Below are 15,987 nucleotides of genomic sequence, written 5' to 3'. Positions count from 1 at the left end.
GCGGGAGAAGCTATGGCCAGTACGGCTTTTTCCCGCCAGCCCATGACCGGGGAACTTGAAAGATGATGAGGTTGGTAGACAGGGTGGCGATCGTCACCGGCGGCGGCGGTGGTATCGGTGCCGCCGTCGCGCGGCGCCTCGTTGCGGAGGGGGCTCGCGTCGTAATCGCCGATCTGTTCGAGGAGGCGGCCGTCCGTGCGGCCGCCCCGTTGGGGGACAAGGCGCTGGCGGTCCAGTTCGATGCCGCCGATCCGCAGTCGGTAAAGGCGATGGTTGATCGCGCCGTCGACCATTTCGGCAGGCTCGACATATTACATAATAATGCGGCGATGACCGATCCGGACAAAAGTCCGCAGGACACCACCGCCGTCGACATTCCGATCGGGATCTGGCGCGAGATTCTCGACGTCAATCTCACCGGCTATTTGCTGGGATGCAAATATGCGATCCCGCATATGGTCGCCGGTGGTGGCGGTTCGATCATCAATACCGCGTCCAATTCGGGCACCGCCGGGGATCTTGCGCGCATTGCCTATGGTTCGTCCAAGGCGGCGATCATCGGCCTCACCAAATATGTGGCGACCCAGCATGGGCGGCAGAATATCCGCTGCAACAGCATCGCGCCGGGCGTGGTGCTGACTGAAGCCCTCGAAAAAACCGTGCCGGGCCTGAAGGAGATTATTCAGCGGCATATATTGACGCCCGAATTCGGTACGCCCGATGATATCGCCGCGTTGGTCGCCTTTCTTGCTTCGGACGAGGCGCGCTACATCACGGGTGAGAATATATCCATTTCTGGCGGCGGCCTTGTCCACCAGCCCCATTATGCCGATTTGCTGGCCTTCATGCAGGCGAAGGACTAGCTGTGTCCAACGCCTGCACTTCGGTTCTCAGGGGGTTAATGAGCGGTCCGATGAAAATAGCGGATCGTCAGCCGGCCATCGGCGACCTTGTAGGTTTCGAGGCTCGGCAGCGTCACAATGCCATCCTTGGTTTGCAGGCGATTGGCTACATAGGCCGCGCCCTCCGATCCGTTGACAATCACCTCCAGCGGCTCGGTCGTGCATTTTCCGCCATATTCCGCCCACATCTCCGCCATAGCGGTGCTACCGTCGACGGCAGGCGATCCGACATATTCGATCGTAAAGCCTTGGGGGCCCAGCGCCCGGAAAAGCCGGTCGAGTTCGTCACGCTTTCCCTCGTTCCACAGCCGGTAATTGTCGCGGATCGCCTGTTCCAGATCCGGCACTTCTACCTCGCTCATGCGCATCGCCTCCTGTCATTGCGGATCATCCGCATGGCCGCCAGTCTCGATCGGATGACCAGGACCGCACCTGTCTTTGGCAAGGGTGGAAATTATCTCTTTTTGCTTCGGAGAATATGATGACCAAACCTGCGCAACAGCCCCTTCCGGATCATGTGCCACCCGAACTGGCGATGGCGCTGCCGCTCTTTTCCCGGCAGGTGATCTACGACAATCCGCAGGAGGTGCTGATCCCGGCCATGCATGCGGACCTGCCGCCGGTCACCTATGTCACCAACATCTTTCCCGGTGACCAACCCGGCTGGCTGCTCAAAAATGCCGAGGATGTGCAGGCGATGCTGCGCGACGCCGACAATTTCACCAAGAACGGCATGGGCAAATGGGCGCAGAATATCGGCGAGAACTGGCTGGTCATTCCGACCGAAGCCGACCCGCCCATTCACACCGGTTACCGCAAGGCGCTGAACAGTCATTTCGCGCCGCAGAAGATGTTCGCGATGAAGGAACAGGTGCGCGAGCGTGCGCGGACCTTGATCCATGCCTTCAAGGATCGGGGTCAGTGCGATTTCATCGAGGAATTTTCGGAGAAATTCCCTATCTTCATCGTCCTCGATCTGCTTGGGCTACCACAGGAAAGAATGGCGCAATTCCTCAAATGGGAAAAGGAAATGCTCCACTCCAATGACTGGGAAGTCCGCGGCAACGCCGTGCGCTGTGTGAAAGACTATCTGCTGGAGGAGATTGAGGCCCGCCGCCAGCAGCCGCGCGATGACTATATCAGCAAGGTCCTGACCTTTGAGGTGGATGACCGCCTGTGGAATGATGACGAGGTTCTGGGGCACTGTTTCAACCTGTATATCGGTGGACTGGACACGGTTACGTCGCTGCTCGGCAATATCTTCAACTATCTGGCGTCTCACCCGGATAAGCAGAACGAACTGCGCGCTGATCCGTCGCTGATCGTCCTCGCGGTCGAAGAATTCCTCCGCGCCTTCGCGCCGGTCACGGCCTTCCGCATCGCGACGAAGGTCATCGAAATTCAGGGGCAGAAGATTATGCCTGGGGATTATGTGGCCTTCAGCTCACCCGTGGTTGGTCGCGATCCGGCCTTCTACGATGATCCTCAGGCCATTCGCTTCGACCGTAAGGCGCCGCATATGTCGCTGGGCAGCGGTATTCACAAATGTCTGGGGATGCATCTCGCGCGGCTGGAACTGCAAATCGCGGTCGAGGAATTCGTCACGACTTTGCCGGAATTTCGGATCAAGGACGGCTTCAAAGTGCCGTATTTCGTGGGCAATATTCTGCATGTGCCGGATCTCCACCTGCAATGGGACTGAATATTCCCATGGCCCGGGACTGTGATCTGTGGGCGCATGAGGTCTGACCGGTCAAATTGGTTCTGGAGCGGTTATCTGATTGCATCGGATAACCGCTCCAGCGTCAACCGCGCAGCATCTCGTGCCGGAAACCCCGGGGGCTGAGGCCGGTCGCCTTGCGGAAGGCGGCACTGAAGGCCGCGACGCTTTGGAAACCGCAATTGCCCGCGACGACCTTGATAAGGGCGCCATCCTGAACCAGTTCTCGCTTGGCCTGCGCAATCCGCGCATCGGCAATGTAACTGCCCAGGGTCTTCCCGACCGTGTTCTTGAAGGTCCGCATCAGATGCCGTGAACTGACGCCGCATTCTTCGGCCAGATCGACGATCGACAATGGCCCCGCCAGTCCCGCCTCGATACGCTCCTGAAGGCGGCGCAGGCGCCAGCCCGCCATTCGTGGATCGGCGGTGTCATCGCATTTGTGAGCGATCTGAAGGTGACGAGACAGGTCGATGACCAGCGACAACGCAATGGTTTCGACCATGATGTCGGGCGCGAAACCGGGATTGCGCACTTCCTGGGCGAGGCGGGCGAGGCCCTGACGGACCCACGGCGCCTTGACGTCGAAACAGGGGGGCAATGACGAAGGCATTACCTCATTCTGAAAGAGCTGATCGGCTGTCAGGCTTTCGAAGGTCAAACAGAATATGCGATATTCGCTGGGTTCGCAGCGCGCTTCAAACTGGCTCCCCTTTGGCAGGTAGGAAACCTCGCCAAAGGGTGGCGCATGGCGCTTGCCGTCGGGCAGCAGACGCGCCCCGCGCGCGCGCGGGCCGAGCGAATAGTCGAGATAGTGACTGTTCGGCTCGAACCTGGCGTCACAGCTGCGTTCCCACGCAAAATGCCGGATATCGGCACGAATGCCGTTCGCGATGATGCTGTTCTCGACATGGAAATAGGAGACGGTGAGCGGCTGGCATGGAAGGATGGTGCCCGTTGACTGCATCATAGGTCGCCCGCCTGCCATTGCTCCTTCCGTCCCTTTCCATTCGCGCCTGTTTGCGCCGCAAAGCAGGATATGACAAAATCGGCAGGTTCGAACGCGGAGCATGCAAAGGCGACTGCACCCGATCCATGTGTGTCGCGCCTGCGTTCAGAGCTTGCCTTCCATGCTGGTCATTGGACCCGGTCATGAGCGGACATTATGGGGCCTTGTCCGCAGCACGTCGACTCGCAATCATATCGCGCAAACCGGACATCCCATCGCGAAACCGTCATTGCGTTCATGGCCGACTGGTCGGAAAATCTCCAAAGCATCGCGAAGAGGACATTAGTTTGATCGCCGGCATGACATGGCGCTCAAGCCGGTTCTCCGCGCCGGTTCCTGATGTTAGCGCTCTGTCGCATGGGCATGAGGTGAAAAAGCATCCTGCCCGAATTCAACGCTCAGGGAGGGGATGAAATGGCTTCAGGTAAATGGTTCCAGACGACCGCATTGGCGAGCTTGTCGGTTTTCGCGGCTAGCGTGCCGGCAATGGCGGCGGACCAGACCGGACCTGTGGGAATCGAGGACATTGTGGTCACCGCCAGGCGGACCGAAGAAAATATCCAGACCACGCCGGTCGCCGTCACCGCACTGTCGACCGAAATGATCAAACAGGCGCAGGTCGGCGATGTGGCGGGCCTGCAGCGCACCGCGCCGAGCCTGTCGATCGCGACCGGCGCCCCGGGCGGTTCGGGCTTCGTCTATATCTCCATCCGCGGCATGCCGGCATTGAATCCGGGCGTCGCCAACGATCCTTCCGTCGCAACCTATGTCGACGGCGTTTATATTCCGCGCCCCTCGCAGGGTTCGGCCGATCTCATCGACCTGCAGCGGGTCGAGGTTCTGCGTGGCCCCCAGGGCACGTTGTTCGGTCGCAACACCACCGGCGGCGCGCTCAACATCGTCACGGCCAATCCTACGGGCGATTTCGGAGGGCAGTTCCGCATTCAGGGCGGCAACTATGATTATCGCAATGTCGACGCGGTTCTCAACGTGCCATTGATGGGCGAGGAGTTGGCGGCGCGCTTCGTCTATGATTTCGTGGATCACGACGGCTATGCCCGGAATTTGACCTCGAACAGCGAACTTAAGGACCGCAACAGCCATTATGCCCGCGCCAAATTACGTTGGGCGCCCGCCGGCAACAACTGGTCCGCCACGCTTAGCGGCGATTATAATATCATCAAGGATCATGGCCAGTTCGTCGGTCTTGCAGCGGTCAATCCGGGCGCGAGCGCGGCGATCAGCGCCATCAACGCCGCAACCCCCCTCGCGCCCTATCTGCACAGCAAAGCCCATTGGTACGATGCCTATGGCATTCCATTCAGCACCAATCCGCCGGTCGGGTCCAATTACGGTTTTCTGACCGCAGGCGGCCGAAACGCCTATAACAGGCTGGAAGCCTATGGCGGCAATCTCACGATCGATGGCGAAATCGGTTCCGTCACCGTGAAATCGATCTCTGCCTATCGTTACAGCAACGCGATCGGCCTGAACGAACTCGATGGCACTCCTGCCCAGATTCTGGCGGCCGAAAGCGCCTACAAGTCCGATCAATATTCGCAGGAACTTCAGTTCTCCGGGGAATTGGGCGACCGCTTCAGCTATATTCTCGGCGGCTATTATTCGACGGAAAGCGGCCGTGAATCGTCCGTATCGCAGACCTTCGGGTCGTTTGCACCCGCAGCCCCCGCACCCAATTTCGGTTTCGGCCTGAATTACGGCACAGTGAAGAATGTCTCGGTCGGCCTGTTCAGCCAGGGCTATTACCGTCTGACCGACAAGATCCGTCTCACCGGCGGCGTCCGCTGGACATGGGATAAGCGGGAGGTTGTTCTGATGAACAGAACGAACCTTGCCGCCAACACCTGCGCGCCCGAACTGGTCTCGAATCCCGACTTCGTTGCGCCTTGCAGCCTGCCACGTTCGGTCAAATATAATTACCCCGCCTGGACGGCGGGTATCGATGTGGAAATCACCGACAGCCTTTTTGCTTATGTGAAGACGAGCGCCGCATCCAAGGCCGGCGGCTTCAATATGCGCAATGGTTCGGCCGCGACACCGCCGTTCAAGCCGGAGAAGGTCAGGGACGTTGAACTCGGCGTCAAGTTCAGCACATTGGATAACCGGTTGCGCATCAATGCCGCCGCTTTCCATTCCTGGCAGTCGGACGTTCAGCGCAATGCTTCCGACTGCATCACCCCACCGGGCGCGCTTGCCTGTGCAACCACGCAATTCCTCCGCAACTCGGGCGATGCGCGTGTCTATGGCGGCGAACTTGAAATAAGCGCCGTTCCCTGGGAAGGGATGCTGCTCTCCGGCAATCTCGCCCTGCTCGACGGCAAATATGTCTCCGGCACTTTCGTCGAACAGCAGCAGTTCGTTCCCGTCGCCGGCGCCAACGTGTCGGATTGCGTCGCCGGCACCGCCGCAGGTTCGGTCCGCTGTTCGGTCGATCGCAGCGGCGAGGCTCTGCCGCAAATGCCCAAGAAGCAGTTCGGCATATCGGCCACGCAGAAGGTGCCGACCCCATTTGGCGAACTCTCGATCTACGCAAACTACGCCTATATCGGCAAACAGAATTTCGGTCTGTTCACCGCCGATCCGCGGCGTCCGCAAGCCTATCGTGATGCGGTTGCCATTGCCAACCGGATCAATAGCATTCCGGGATATGGGCTTTTGAGTGGGCGCATCGCCTTGCAGATCGAAGATCCCAATCTTGAGCTGTCGATCTTTGGCCGCAATATTGGCGGAAAGAAATATGTAACCCGTGCCTTCGCCGATCAGTTGCCGACACTGGGCACGGCGATCGATTATATCGGCGATCCCTTTACGTGGGGTATCGGCGCGACCTTTCGTTTCGGACCGAAAAGCTAGTCCCGGAGCGACCGGCTTTGGCGCTTCCGCAATGGTTTGGCATTCATGCAGCCCCCGTTTGGGATTTACGAAGGTCGTTCGGAGTGGTTACCTCATTCGCGAACTTGGAGAAGGCCTGAGGGATATTTCATGACAGATACTATCAGGAAAATTGGTTTCATCGGTCTGGGCAGCATGGGCGGCGATCAGGCGCGGGAACTTGCCAAACTGCCGCTTGACCTTACCGTTTACGACGTGTTTCCCGAGGCACTGGCGAAATTCGAGGGCCGCGCGAAGCTCGCCGCTTCCATGGCGGAGGTCGGCGAGGATGCCGACGCCGTCGGCATCTGCGTGCGGGACGACACGCAGGTACTGGAATGCGTCGATGCACTGCTGCCCGCGATGAAGCGGGGAGCGATCCTGCTCATCCACAGCACGATCAAGCCGAAGACCGCGCAGCATATCGCCGAGCGCGCTGCCCCCCTGGGTATCGACGTCATCGATGCTCCGGTTACGCGCACCGAAATGAGCAAGGACGGTCCCTTCGTCTTCTGCATGACTGGTGGCGAGGAGTCCGTCGCCGCCCGCGTCCAGGTGGTGCTCAACGCCTTTTCGACGAACACGATGCATATCGGTCCGCTCGGATCGGCAATGGCCCTCAAGATCTGCAACAACCTCGTTTCCTGGTGCGGCATCATGTTGGGTATAGAGGTTGCCAATGTGGCGGAGGCGTCGGGCGTGCCGATGGACAAGCTGCTCACCGTGATGAAGCGCAACGGCAATCTCACCCCGCCGATGGCGGGTTTCGTCGACTTCCGCAATAATCCGGGGGATGCAGCCCGGCGTGCCTTCTTCGCCAGCCAAGCCGGCATCGGCGAAAAGGACCTCGCGCTGGCTGAAGAACTGGCGGCGGGCGCCGATGCGGTATCGCCGATCACCAGCCATACCAAGACGCTGCTCAAGAAGACGCTGCTTGCAATCTGCGAGAGCTAGATTTTACCAAAATCGGCCGCGAATTTAGAGAGTTTTCGTTCAATGAATAAAACGCTGCCGGCCATGAAGCCGGCAGCGTTTTATTCATTTTGAATGATCGCTATCTCACTTTCAGTCCCACTGAAGATGAAGCTCGGGGACATGAAGAATGTTTCCGACGAAATAGCCGACCTCGAAGCCGTCCTTGATACGGAATGGTGGGATCGCCTTGAGAAATTCCTCAAGGGCGGTTTGAAGCTCCAGTCGTGCGAGGTGCATGCCCAGGCATTTGTGGATGCCATAGCCCAATGAAATATGCTGACCACGGCGATCGAAGCGGATTTCATTGGGATTGTCGTAGAAGTTTGGATCGCGTCCCGCGACGGGCGTAGAAACCGCCACATAATCGCCCGGCATGATCTTTTGCCCGTGGATTTCCATTTCGCGCGCCGCGATCCGGAAAACGCTGACCGGTGCGAAGGCGCGGAAAAACTCCTCGACGGCGAGCACGATCTTGCCTGGATTTTCACGCAGTTCTTCCTGCCGGTCCGGATAACGGGCAAGAAAGGTGAAGATATTGCCGAGCATCGAGGTAACCGTGTCGAGTCCACCGATAAAAAGGTTGAAACAATGGCCGAAAATTTCGGCATCATTCCATTTCCGGCCGTCTATCTCATAGTCGAAAATGCGACTGATATAATCATCGCGCGGATTAGCGCGCCGGTCGGCGATTTGTTCTTCAAGATAGGCCTTTACCTTACGCACGCCGCTCGCACGTAATTGCTCACGGGGTTGGCAAAAAGGGGTTGCGTATAACCGCACGCTCTGATTCATCCTGTACATGGCGACGCCACCGCGCATAGGGCTGAGTGAGGCCGAGAAGGACGCCCTGCTGGTGCAACAGCAGAAGATGATTGAGCGTCTGGTTTCGCGGATATCGGAGCTCGAGGCGCTGGTAGGCAAGCCGCGCAAGACATCGTCCAACTCGCATATTCCGCCTTCGAAGGATGGCTTTGGTAAGAAGAAGTCGCGCAAGCGCACAACGGGCAGGCGTCCGTCGCGGGAAGGCAAAGCGCGGCCGCTTGCCGAGACGCCGGACAAGACCGAGCGGGTCATCGCCGCCGCCTGCGGCCATTGCGGAACGGACGTATCTGGTCAGGCGCAGCGATGCCGCCATCGCTACGATCATATCGATCTGCCGCCGATCCGCCCGATCGTGACGCGCGTAGAACTGTTCGGCGGCCGTTGCGGGGGATGTGGCAAGCGCTATCGAGCCGCAGCCCCGGCAGGCATGGAGCCGGGGACGCCATTCGGCCCCGGCATTCGTTCCTTGCTGACCTATCTGCATCATAGCCATCATGTCGGTTTCGAGCGCCTGTCGCGTATCTCTGCGGAGTTGTTCGGCCTGACCATCTCCGAAGGCGCCATCGCCAATATCTTCAGGCGCATGGGCCAGAGCATGGCCGCGGCTACCGGGGCGATCCGGGACAAGCTGCTCTCGGGCACGGTCATCGCATCGGACGAGACCACTACCCGCACCAATGGCGTCACTCAGTGGCAATGGGTGTTCATCTCGGACCAGGCAGTGCTTCACAAGATCGCCCCGCGCCGGGCCCGCAGCGTTGCCGAAGAGGTGCTGGGAGACCACCAGCCCAAGGTGTGGGTGTCGGATCGCTATGCCGGCCAGCAGGAACTGGGCAAAGAGCATCAGGTCTGCCTCGCCCATGTCCTGCGCGACGTTCAATACGCCATCGACTGCGGCGATACGATCTTTGCACCGAAGATCCGCGATCACCTGCGATGGGCGATCCGGGTCGGAAAACGACGACACGAACTGAAGGACACGACCCTGGCGACATACGCCGCCAAGGCCGATCACAAGCTGACCACCCTCATGCGGGCGCCTGTCGCGCACCCTGCCGGCAAGACCCTTCTCAAGCAGATCAAGGCGTGGCGGGCGAAGTTCTTCGTCTTCCTCACCAACCGCAGCGTCCCGGCAACCAACAACATATCCGAGCGTGAAATCCGTTCCTCCGTCGTGTTCCGCAAGGTCACCAACGGCTTCCGATCAGACTGGGGCGCTCAGATCCATGCCGGATATCGATCCGTCACCGGCACCGCTCGCCTCAACGGAAAATCAGCACTCGCTGCAATCCGCGAGCTCGTCGACGGAACATTCGCCGTCGCCTGAGCAGCCCTCCACCGGCCAACCCGGTGAGCAATTACGCTCGCACGGGCTTCCAGCGTTTTGGTGTGCAGAATCTCCTTCTCCCATTGAAGGAACTCCTCCAATCTTTCTTGAGGCAAGCCGAGTAAATCGAGCACGATGTAAATCGGAAATTTTTCGGAAAATTCATGCACGAAATCGCAATGGCCGCGATCCTTGAAGCTGTTGATCAGCGTGATGGCACGCTCGTGCAGATTGTCGCGCATCGCGGCCATGCGTTGGGGCGCGAAATAGGGATTGAGCGCTTCGCGATACTGCCCGTGAGCGGGCGGGTCTGTCTCGGTAGGGATGACCAGCCAGTCTTCGCCAATGGATTGCGCGAACTTGCCCATCCCACGCTTTGTGAAATTCTCTCCATCCCGCAAAATTGTCTGTATGTCCTCCATGCGGGTCAGCAGCCAGCCCCCTTGATGAGCCATAAAGATATTGGTTACCCAAGTAATAGGACCTAAAGTTTCATGTATTTGGGGAATAAGGGTTTCCTGCGGACATTCCGAAATTGTGACACGATCGAATAGTCGAAGGGATATTGCCGCTTCTTCGGCGACATGGGGAGGAATGAGATCATAGTCGCAATTTGACATCGAATTTACCTCTTTGATTATAACTGAATATATATTATTTCATCAGATTATTTTCAATATAGAGCTAACGGTACCATTTTCTCCAATGTCACCTTTGCCTCAGTATCTCTCACGAGACAAAGTGGGCAATGCAAACTGGGAAACGTCGTTGCTGCCTCACGCAGATCATAGATTGTGCCCGATAAGCCGTAAATCGCGACAATATATTTCAGCATGACAGGCTGTCTCGAAAGCGCCAAAAAAGCTGGCTACCGGTTGGAGTGGTCACAGCGTAAAGCTCGTCATGGATGTTATCCTCTGTACGGCGCAGCTTGGCATCGAGCTAACTCTCGCACGGGCCACTGATTCGTTCTTATGGGCTATAATATCTCGACAGACGCGGTCCTTGCGGGCGCGCTGGATAAAATGAGTGGGAGCCTGTGGTCAGCAGCTTTCGGCGATAAGGGCCGAGGCGATCGCAGATTTGCGGATGTCTTTTGGTTTGAATAGTAATGCCTTGTTGCGTCAAGCACGCCATGCGGCCATAGGCGTAGGAAATGGGCGATCAGACACAGGCGATAATATTGCGCGTGGTCGAGCGTGCGCCACAATGGGTGCGCAGCGACCTGCTTTCCAAGGACGTCGGCGTACGCAGTCGAGCAGAAGAAACCTTGGCAGCCATGATTACGGATGCATTGGCGAATGGCACCCCTGGAACGTCTGGGGATTAAGGCGACACGCTATTTCGAAGCCATGAAAGGTGCGAGTAGTGGTCGGTTCCAGGCAATTTCTCTGCTCCGTTATGGCTGCACTGCTCTTATTCCCGTTTCACCCAGTCGCAGCAAGATCGGCGGTGGCTTTGCAGGTCGAATGCGCTCAGCAGCGACGCTTTCTGCTGCGGATCGATGGAGAGCGGGCGATCATTCGTTTAGGCACAATGCCATTGCTATTGAAGCGGAGGGGCTCTTCACTAGGGCAACGATTTGGCAGTGAGGACGCGCTTATGACGGTGGTGGAGATGAGCCATGGCGAGATTTCGTGGTTTGATACATTGTAGCGTGTGGATCGCGGCGAACTGGGGGTCGTGGGACGCCATCTGATCATGCGGGTGCCGGCGAGGCGATCTCTTGAAATCTCCAAACCGGGCGCCGTTGCGATCCAGAGGTTTGCAATCGATCAAAGAAATTGGGAGACGGATTTTGAGTATCGGTGGATATCAAAAATCCATTCGTGAAAAACGTGGAGCGAGAAAATATTGACTTCGGTATCATGTGGCTTCATTAGCTCGTTAAGAGTACAATATAGTTCTTGGATATTTTGTTGGTCTCGACATTTAATGTTATTAACTTATTTTGAATATGCAGCGATGTACGTGCGTTTTTGAATACTGCCTCCGTCTCAAGACGTTTCAGGAAGTCTAATACTGTTGTTTCAGCCACATCGCTGCCCAGTCGCTGGCATACGGTCTCGCCGTCCTGCGATTGTGCGGAAGACTTTGCGTTCCCAGCCAGTAGCGGAAATTCGTCTCTAAGATTTAGTGAATTTCGCGATTTCGGCTGCGGTCTTGCGTTCCACCTATGACTGACGTTTATCACGAACGAGCGCGACCTCCGCTTGCGCGCGAGGGAAGCCTAAGCTGACCGCCACTCCTAGAAACTTGCGCTCACGCGAAAAACATCATCGGTCGCTTGCTAGGGACCAAAATTACATTAAATCCAAGAATGGCGAAGGCATCGGCTAACCCGCGCAACCTTGAGCGTAGCTTATGGGTGAACCGCCACGAATCAATTGACCAAATTGTCTATTAATATAGTAGATAATTTGTGCTGCGCGGGGCAGCTTTGGCAGGGCAAAGTATGAAATTTTCCGATCAGCTTCTTCTGGCGGGCACCCTATGTGTCTTGTTTCCTATGGTCCTTGAAACCTCCCAAGCCCAGCTACAGCCCACAGACAATGCTCATGCCAGGGGTGAAATCATCGTCACCGCTGAACGCCGGGCGACTGATCTGCAAAAGACAGCTATCGCCATTTCGGCCTTCACGCCCGACTTGCTGGAGCAGCGCAATCTCACCAGCGTGGGCGAAAGCGACCCTATCCAGGAACCGGTGCTGGCCGTCTATGTCGACGATGTCTATGTTCCGCGCCAGATCGGATCGATGAGCGTACTGATCATCAGCCGACCAAGTGCATGAGGCACTTAGCGCTCCATCGGGTTGACGATGTGGCCCGGCCCGGGAAAGTCCAATCGAGATCGCGACGGGCGAGTATCGTTGCGCCAGCTGCGTTTCATTCAAAGCGGTCTAGCTGGTCTGTTGGGCGTAGCCTTCCGAGATTTAGATCTTCGGCATCAAGTCCCCCGGCTTGGAAGTTAGGTCTAAATTCGGGATTCGTCCATCACCTCGACAAGAACGAAAATTTGTTGGTATTGACCCAAAGAACCAAGGGATTTATAGAAGTCGAAGTAGGTTCCATAAGGTTGTTGGTAATCTTGTTGGATCTGCAAATTTTGGAATTTTGCAAATCTTTAATCTTCAACCATGTGCGTCGAAATTTAGTATCCCGGCAGTGGACGCATAATGTCGATCTGCACCGGGAAGTCGAGATTGGCCTGGCCCAACCGCTGCAACTCTCCATCGGCGGCGAATATCGGCTCGACCGCTTCCGCACCTTCGCGGGCGATCCGCTGGCCTATCAACCGGCGACCTACAGCTTTCGGCCCGGCGATCAGCAATATGACTGGAATGTCGGCGTCACGGCCTCGCCCGTGGTGCAGGGGGCGATTGTCCTGTCGCCCGCCGATGAAGCCGACATCAGCCGCAAGGTCTATGCAGGCTATGTCGATCTAGGCATTTATCCGCTCGACGCCTGGTATATCGGCGCCGCGATCCGTGCCGAACATTATAGCGACGGTTCGGGCAGTCCGGTCGGCCTAAAGCTCAACAGTCGTTATGAGGTCAGCCCCGCCTTCGCCATTCGCGGCACGGTGGGCACCGGCTTCCGCGCGCCGTCGCTGACGCAGATCGGCTATGCCCAGACCGACGGGCGCACCTCCTCCTTCTTCAACGCGGAGACCGGGCAGACGGAACTGCGGCCCACGGTCGCCAAGCTGGTGACGGCGGATTCCACCGTCGGCCAGTTGCTGGGCGCCAAGCCGCTCAAGGCGGAGAAGACCTGGAATGCCGGGCTTGGCTTCGTCTTCACGCCCGCGCCATCCCTGTCGGTGACGCTGGACGGCTATTATATCCGCATCAAGAACCGGATCGAGCGCACCGGCCGCCTGTTCGGGCCTGGAATTTCCGCCATCCTCGCCGCCAACGGCCTGTCGGACATCGAGCAGGCCGAATATTTCATCAACGCCGCCGACACCACGACCAAAGGTTTCGATCTGGTCGCTGATTATTCGAAGAGCCTTGGCGATCTGGGCAAGCTGGGCCTGACCTTCGCCTTCAACTATTCGAAGACCAAGGTGACGGACGTCGTCGCCACTCCATCGCAACTGTTCGGCCCTACCGGCGCTTCGCTGCTGGGCGCGGGGTCGGTCTTCTTCGGCGGCGACAAGATCGGTGAGCTGGAAGTGCTTCAGCCGCACACCAAGCTGGTCAGCACGCTCAACTGGAGCAAGGGCATTTTCGGCTTCAGCCTCACCGCCACCCGCTACGGCAAATATACGCAGCGCACGGCGGCGGGGGATGACCGGCATTTCGGCGCGAAGATCATCACCGACGCCAGCATCAGCGCAAAGGTGACGCAGTTCGCCACCCTCGCGTTCGGCGCGACCAATCTGTTCGACGTTCGCCCCGAAACCAACGGGCCGGGCAATCCCCAGACGGGGCAGGGCTATTATGGCCCGTCGCCCTTCAACCCCGCAGGCGGCTATTATTATGGACGGATCGCGCTTGCTTTCTGATCGCCGGACCTTCCTTGCGGGGGCGACTGCCTTCGGTCTTGCCGGTTGCGCGGGGAAAAGCGGCCGCACGAAACTGGTGCTGGGCGATCAGGTCCATCTCCTCCAGTCGAAGGCGGAGGCGGCGGGAGCCCTGAACGACCTGTCCTATGATGTGGAATGGGCGAATTTCGTCGGCGCCGCGCCGCTGCTGGAGGCGCTTAATGCGGGGGCGGTCGACATCGCTCCGGCAGGCGACCTGCCGGTCGTGCTCGCGGCCTCGGCGGGTGTGCCGCTGAAGATCATCGCGGGTTCGATCTCCTCCACCAAGGACATCGGCATTCTCGTGCCCGCAGGTTCTCCGATCCGGTCCGTCGCGGGCCTTGCGGGCAAGCGCGTGATCGTGTCGAGCGCGCGGGGCAGCATATCCCATTATCTGCTGCTCGAAGCGCTCAAGGAAGCGAAGCTCGACCGGCGAAGGGTCGACATCGGCTTCATGCTGCCCAATGACGCCGCCGCCGCCTTTGCCGCCGGACAGATAGAGGCATGGGCGACCTTCGGCACCTATCAGCTCGCGGCGGAACAACGCGGTGCGCGCGTGCTGCGCGACGGGGAAGGGATCAATAGCGGCCTGACCCTGATCGCCGCGTCGCAAGCGGCGCTCGACAACCCCGCAAAACGCGAAGCCCTGCGTGACATCCTTGGCCGTCTCCGCAAGGCGAGCCTGTGGTCGCGGGCGCATCCCGCCGATTATGCCCGCCTCTTCGCCCGGCAGACGAAGGTCGACCCCAAACTCGCCGCCTTGATTGTGGAACGGCAGAATCCGCTGCTGATCGCGCCCGATGCGGCGGTGGTGAAGCCGTTGCAACGGGTGGTGGACCGCTTCCATGCCGATGGCGAACTGCCCGTCCATATCGACGTCGCCTCCATCGTTGATCCGGGGATATTCGCCGCATGAGCAGCACCAATGCATTCATCAGCCATTCTCATTGGGCGGCGCCCTGCCGCTTCCCTAAAATCCCGCGCAAAGGAGCATCGCCATGGCCACAGTCTTGAAGGACGACCGTTTCCGCCAGTCAGGCGTCAGCGAAGCGGAATGGAAGGTCCGCGTCGATCTTGCCGCTTTCTATCGCCTGTCCGCCCTCTATGGCTGGGACGATTTCATCTACACCCATATCTCCGCCCGCGTGCCGGGGCCGGATCATCATTTCCTGATCAACCCCTTCGGCCTGATGTTCGATGAGATCACGGCATCGAGTCTGGTCAAGGTCGATCTGGACGGCAATGTCATCGGGGAGAGCGATTACGGCATCAACTATGCCGGCTATGTGATCCACAGCGCGATCCACGGCGCGCGGGAGGACGCCCATTATATCGCCCATTTCCACAGCGCTGACGGCATGGCGGTGTCGGCCCATGCCGAAGGGCTGCTGCCGCTCAACCAGCGCGCCCTCGCGCTGATTCCGGGCCTGTCCTATCATGACTATGAGGGCGTGGCGCTCAATCTGGACGAGCGGGAACGGCTGGTGGCCGATCTGGGCGATACCAAGGTCATGCTGCTGCGCAATCACGGCACGTTGGCGCTGGGATCGACGCCGGGCGAGGCGTTCAGCGGCATCTATCATCTGGAGGAAGCCTGCAAGGCGCAGGTCCGCAGCCTTGCCGTCGGCCGCGACAATGTGCTGATCGCTCCCGAAGCCGCGCAGGAAGAAGTCCGCCGCCAGATGCGCCGCGAACGCAAGCCCGTCGAGGGCGCGCGATCGCATTACGACCTCGTCTGGGAGGCCGCGCTCCGCAAGGCGCAACGCCAGTCGCCCGGCTTCGACGCCTAGGGGAAGCCGCACTGCGACGACATGGC

14 protein-coding genes are annotated in these 15,987 nt (G+C 58.7%); 10 read left to right on the top strand and 4 right to left on the bottom strand.

Annotated features, from left to right (window positions below):
* Nucleotides 1-62: 62 nt before the first annotated feature.
* Complete coding sequence (locus HUK72_RS18630) at nt 63-863, top strand: SDR family NAD(P)-dependent oxidoreductase (protein ID WP_082749133.1); 801 nt, start codon at nt 63-65, stop codon at nt 861-863.
* A 35-nt stretch (nt 864-898) separates the two neighbouring features.
* On the opposite strand, the gene HUK72_RS18625 is transcribed toward HUK72_RS18630, so the two are convergent.
* Nucleotides 899-1,264, bottom strand: a complete 366-nt coding sequence (locus tag HUK72_RS18625) for a hypothetical protein (protein WP_066563889.1) — start codon at nt 1,262-1,264, stop codon at nt 899-901.
* Between the two features lie 116 nt (nt 1,265-1,380).
* Here HUK72_RS18625 and HUK72_RS18620 point away from each other — a divergent pair, with 116 nt between their 5' ends.
* Nucleotides 1,381-2,604, top strand: coding sequence for a cytochrome P450 (locus tag HUK72_RS18620; protein WP_066562938.1), 1,224 nt, complete (start codon nt 1,381-1,383; stop codon nt 2,602-2,604).
* A gap of 103 nt (nt 2,605-2,707) precedes the next feature.
* On the opposite strand, the gene HUK72_RS18615 is transcribed toward HUK72_RS18620, so the two are convergent.
* Nucleotides 2,708-3,592: a helix-turn-helix domain-containing protein gene (locus HUK72_RS18615; RefSeq protein ID WP_145907668.1), complete on the bottom strand. Its 885-nt coding sequence runs from the start codon at nt 3,590-3,592 to the stop codon at nt 2,708-2,710.
* A 453-nt stretch (nt 3,593-4,045) separates the two neighbouring features.
* Between HUK72_RS18615 and HUK72_RS18610 the strand changes: the two genes are divergently transcribed.
* Nucleotides 4,046-6,505: a TonB-dependent receptor gene (locus HUK72_RS18610; protein WP_176598274.1), complete on the top strand. Its 2,460-nt coding sequence runs from the start codon at nt 4,046-4,048 to the stop codon at nt 6,503-6,505.
* A 129-nt stretch (nt 6,506-6,634) separates the two neighbouring features.
* A complete protein-coding gene (locus HUK72_RS18605; RefSeq protein ID WP_066562934.1) occupies nt 6,635-7,477 on the top strand; it encodes an NAD(P)-dependent oxidoreductase in 843 nt (280 codons plus the stop codon).
* 111 nt (nt 7,478-7,588) lie between these two features.
* Here HUK72_RS18605 and HUK72_RS18600 read toward each other — a convergent pair whose 3' ends face one another.
* A complete protein-coding gene (locus tag HUK72_RS18600; protein ID WP_176598273.1) occupies nt 7,589-8,317 on the bottom strand; it encodes a cytochrome P450 in 729 nt (242 codons plus the stop codon).
* On the opposite strand from HUK72_RS18600, the gene HUK72_RS18595 reads away from it, so the two are divergent.
* Nucleotides 8,298-9,647, top strand: a complete 1,350-nt coding sequence (locus tag HUK72_RS18595; protein WP_176597181.1) for an IS66 family transposase — start codon at nt 8,298-8,300, stop codon at nt 9,645-9,647. The two genes, HUK72_RS18600 and HUK72_RS18595, sit on opposite strands and share 20 nt — an antisense overlap.
* Here HUK72_RS18595 and HUK72_RS18590 read toward each other — a convergent pair.
* On the bottom strand, nt 9,539-10,267 hold the full coding sequence (locus tag HUK72_RS18590; protein WP_176598272.1) for a cytochrome P450: 729 nt from the start codon (nt 10,265-10,267) through the stop codon (nt 9,539-9,541). The two genes, HUK72_RS18595 and HUK72_RS18590, sit on opposite strands and share 109 nt — an antisense overlap.
* A gap of 536 nt (nt 10,268-10,803) precedes the next feature.
* On the opposite strand from HUK72_RS18590, the gene HUK72_RS18585 reads away from it, so the two are divergent.
* From HUK72_RS18585 to HUK72_RS18565, 5 genes are all read left to right on the top strand, one after another.
* On the top strand, nt 10,804-10,977 hold the full coding sequence (locus HUK72_RS18585; RefSeq protein WP_176598271.1) for a DUF6771 family protein: 174 nt from the start codon (nt 10,804-10,806) through the stop codon (nt 10,975-10,977).
* Nucleotides 10,978-12,102: 1,125 nt separating this feature from the next.
* Entirely contained in the window at nt 12,103-12,438 is a 336-nt protein-coding gene (locus HUK72_RS18580; protein ID WP_066562264.1) for a hypothetical protein, read from the top strand.
* 347 nt (nt 12,439-12,785) lie between these two features.
* Complete coding sequence (locus HUK72_RS18575) at nt 12,786-14,153, top strand: TonB-dependent receptor domain-containing protein (protein WP_176598270.1); 1,368 nt, start codon at nt 12,786-12,788, stop codon at nt 14,151-14,153.
* A complete protein-coding gene (locus HUK72_RS18570) occupies nt 14,143-15,087 on the top strand; it encodes an ABC transporter substrate-binding protein (RefSeq protein ID WP_218036174.1) in 945 nt (314 codons plus the stop codon). Before HUK72_RS18575 ends, HUK72_RS18570 begins: the two co-directional genes overlap by 11 nt.
* 82 nt (nt 15,088-15,169) lie before the next feature.
* The gene (locus HUK72_RS18565; RefSeq protein ID WP_176598268.1) at nt 15,170-15,961 is read left to right on the top strand and encodes a class II aldolase/adducin family protein; all 792 of its coding nucleotides are present in this window, start codon (nt 15,170-15,172) and stop codon (nt 15,959-15,961) included.
* Nucleotides 15,962-15,987: the final 26 nt, after the last annotated feature.

The organism is Sphingobium sp. 15-1, from assembly GCF_013375535.1.
In the GTDB taxonomy this organism is placed as follows: Bacteria; Pseudomonadota; Alphaproteobacteria; order Sphingomonadales; family Sphingomonadaceae; genus Sphingobium; species Sphingobium aromaticivastans.
Note: the sequence above shows the minus strand (reverse complement) of the source record. Positions and strands in the feature narration are given on the sequence as shown.

What these genes read in the sequence shown, in the direction of transcription:
- HUK72_RS18630 (WP_082749133.1), top strand. Translation starts at nt 63, where the DNA reads ATGATGAGGTTGGTAGACAGGGTGGCGATCGTCACCGGCGGCGGCGGT.
- HUK72_RS18625 (WP_066563889.1), bottom strand. Translation starts at nt 1,264, where the DNA reads ATGAGCGAGGTAGAAGTGCCGGATCTGGAACAGGCGATCCGCGACAAT.
- HUK72_RS18620 (WP_066562938.1), top strand. Translation starts at nt 1,381, where the DNA reads ATGATGACCAAACCTGCGCAACAGCCCCTTCCGGATCATGTGCCACCC.
- HUK72_RS18615 (WP_145907668.1), bottom strand. Translation starts at nt 3,592, where the DNA reads ATGATGCAGTCAACGGGCACCATCCTTCCATGCCAGCCGCTCACCGTC.
- HUK72_RS18610 (WP_176598274.1), top strand. Translation starts at nt 4,046, where the DNA reads ATGGCTTCAGGTAAATGGTTCCAGACGACCGCATTGGCGAGCTTGTCG.
- HUK72_RS18605 (WP_066562934.1), top strand. Translation starts at nt 6,635, where the DNA reads ATGACAGATACTATCAGGAAAATTGGTTTCATCGGTCTGGGCAGCATG.
- HUK72_RS18595 (WP_176597181.1), top strand. Translation starts at nt 8,298, where the DNA reads ATGGCGACGCCACCGCGCATAGGGCTGAGTGAGGCCGAGAAGGACGCC.
- HUK72_RS18600 (WP_176598273.1), bottom strand. Translation starts at nt 8,317, where the DNA reads ATGCGCGGTGGCGTCGCCATGTACAGGATGAATCAGAGCGTGCGGTTA.
- HUK72_RS18590 (WP_176598272.1), bottom strand. Translation starts at nt 10,267, where the DNA reads ATGTCAAATTGCGACTATGATCTCATTCCTCCCCATGTCGCCGAAGAA.
- HUK72_RS18585 (WP_176598271.1), top strand. Translation starts at nt 10,804, where the DNA reads ATGGGCGATCAGACACAGGCGATAATATTGCGCGTGGTCGAGCGTGCG.
- HUK72_RS18580 (WP_066562264.1), top strand. Translation starts at nt 12,103, where the DNA reads ATGAAATTTTCCGATCAGCTTCTTCTGGCGGGCACCCTATGTGTCTTG.
- HUK72_RS18565 (WP_176598268.1), top strand. Translation starts at nt 15,170, where the DNA reads ATGGCCACAGTCTTGAAGGACGACCGTTTCCGCCAGTCAGGCGTCAGC.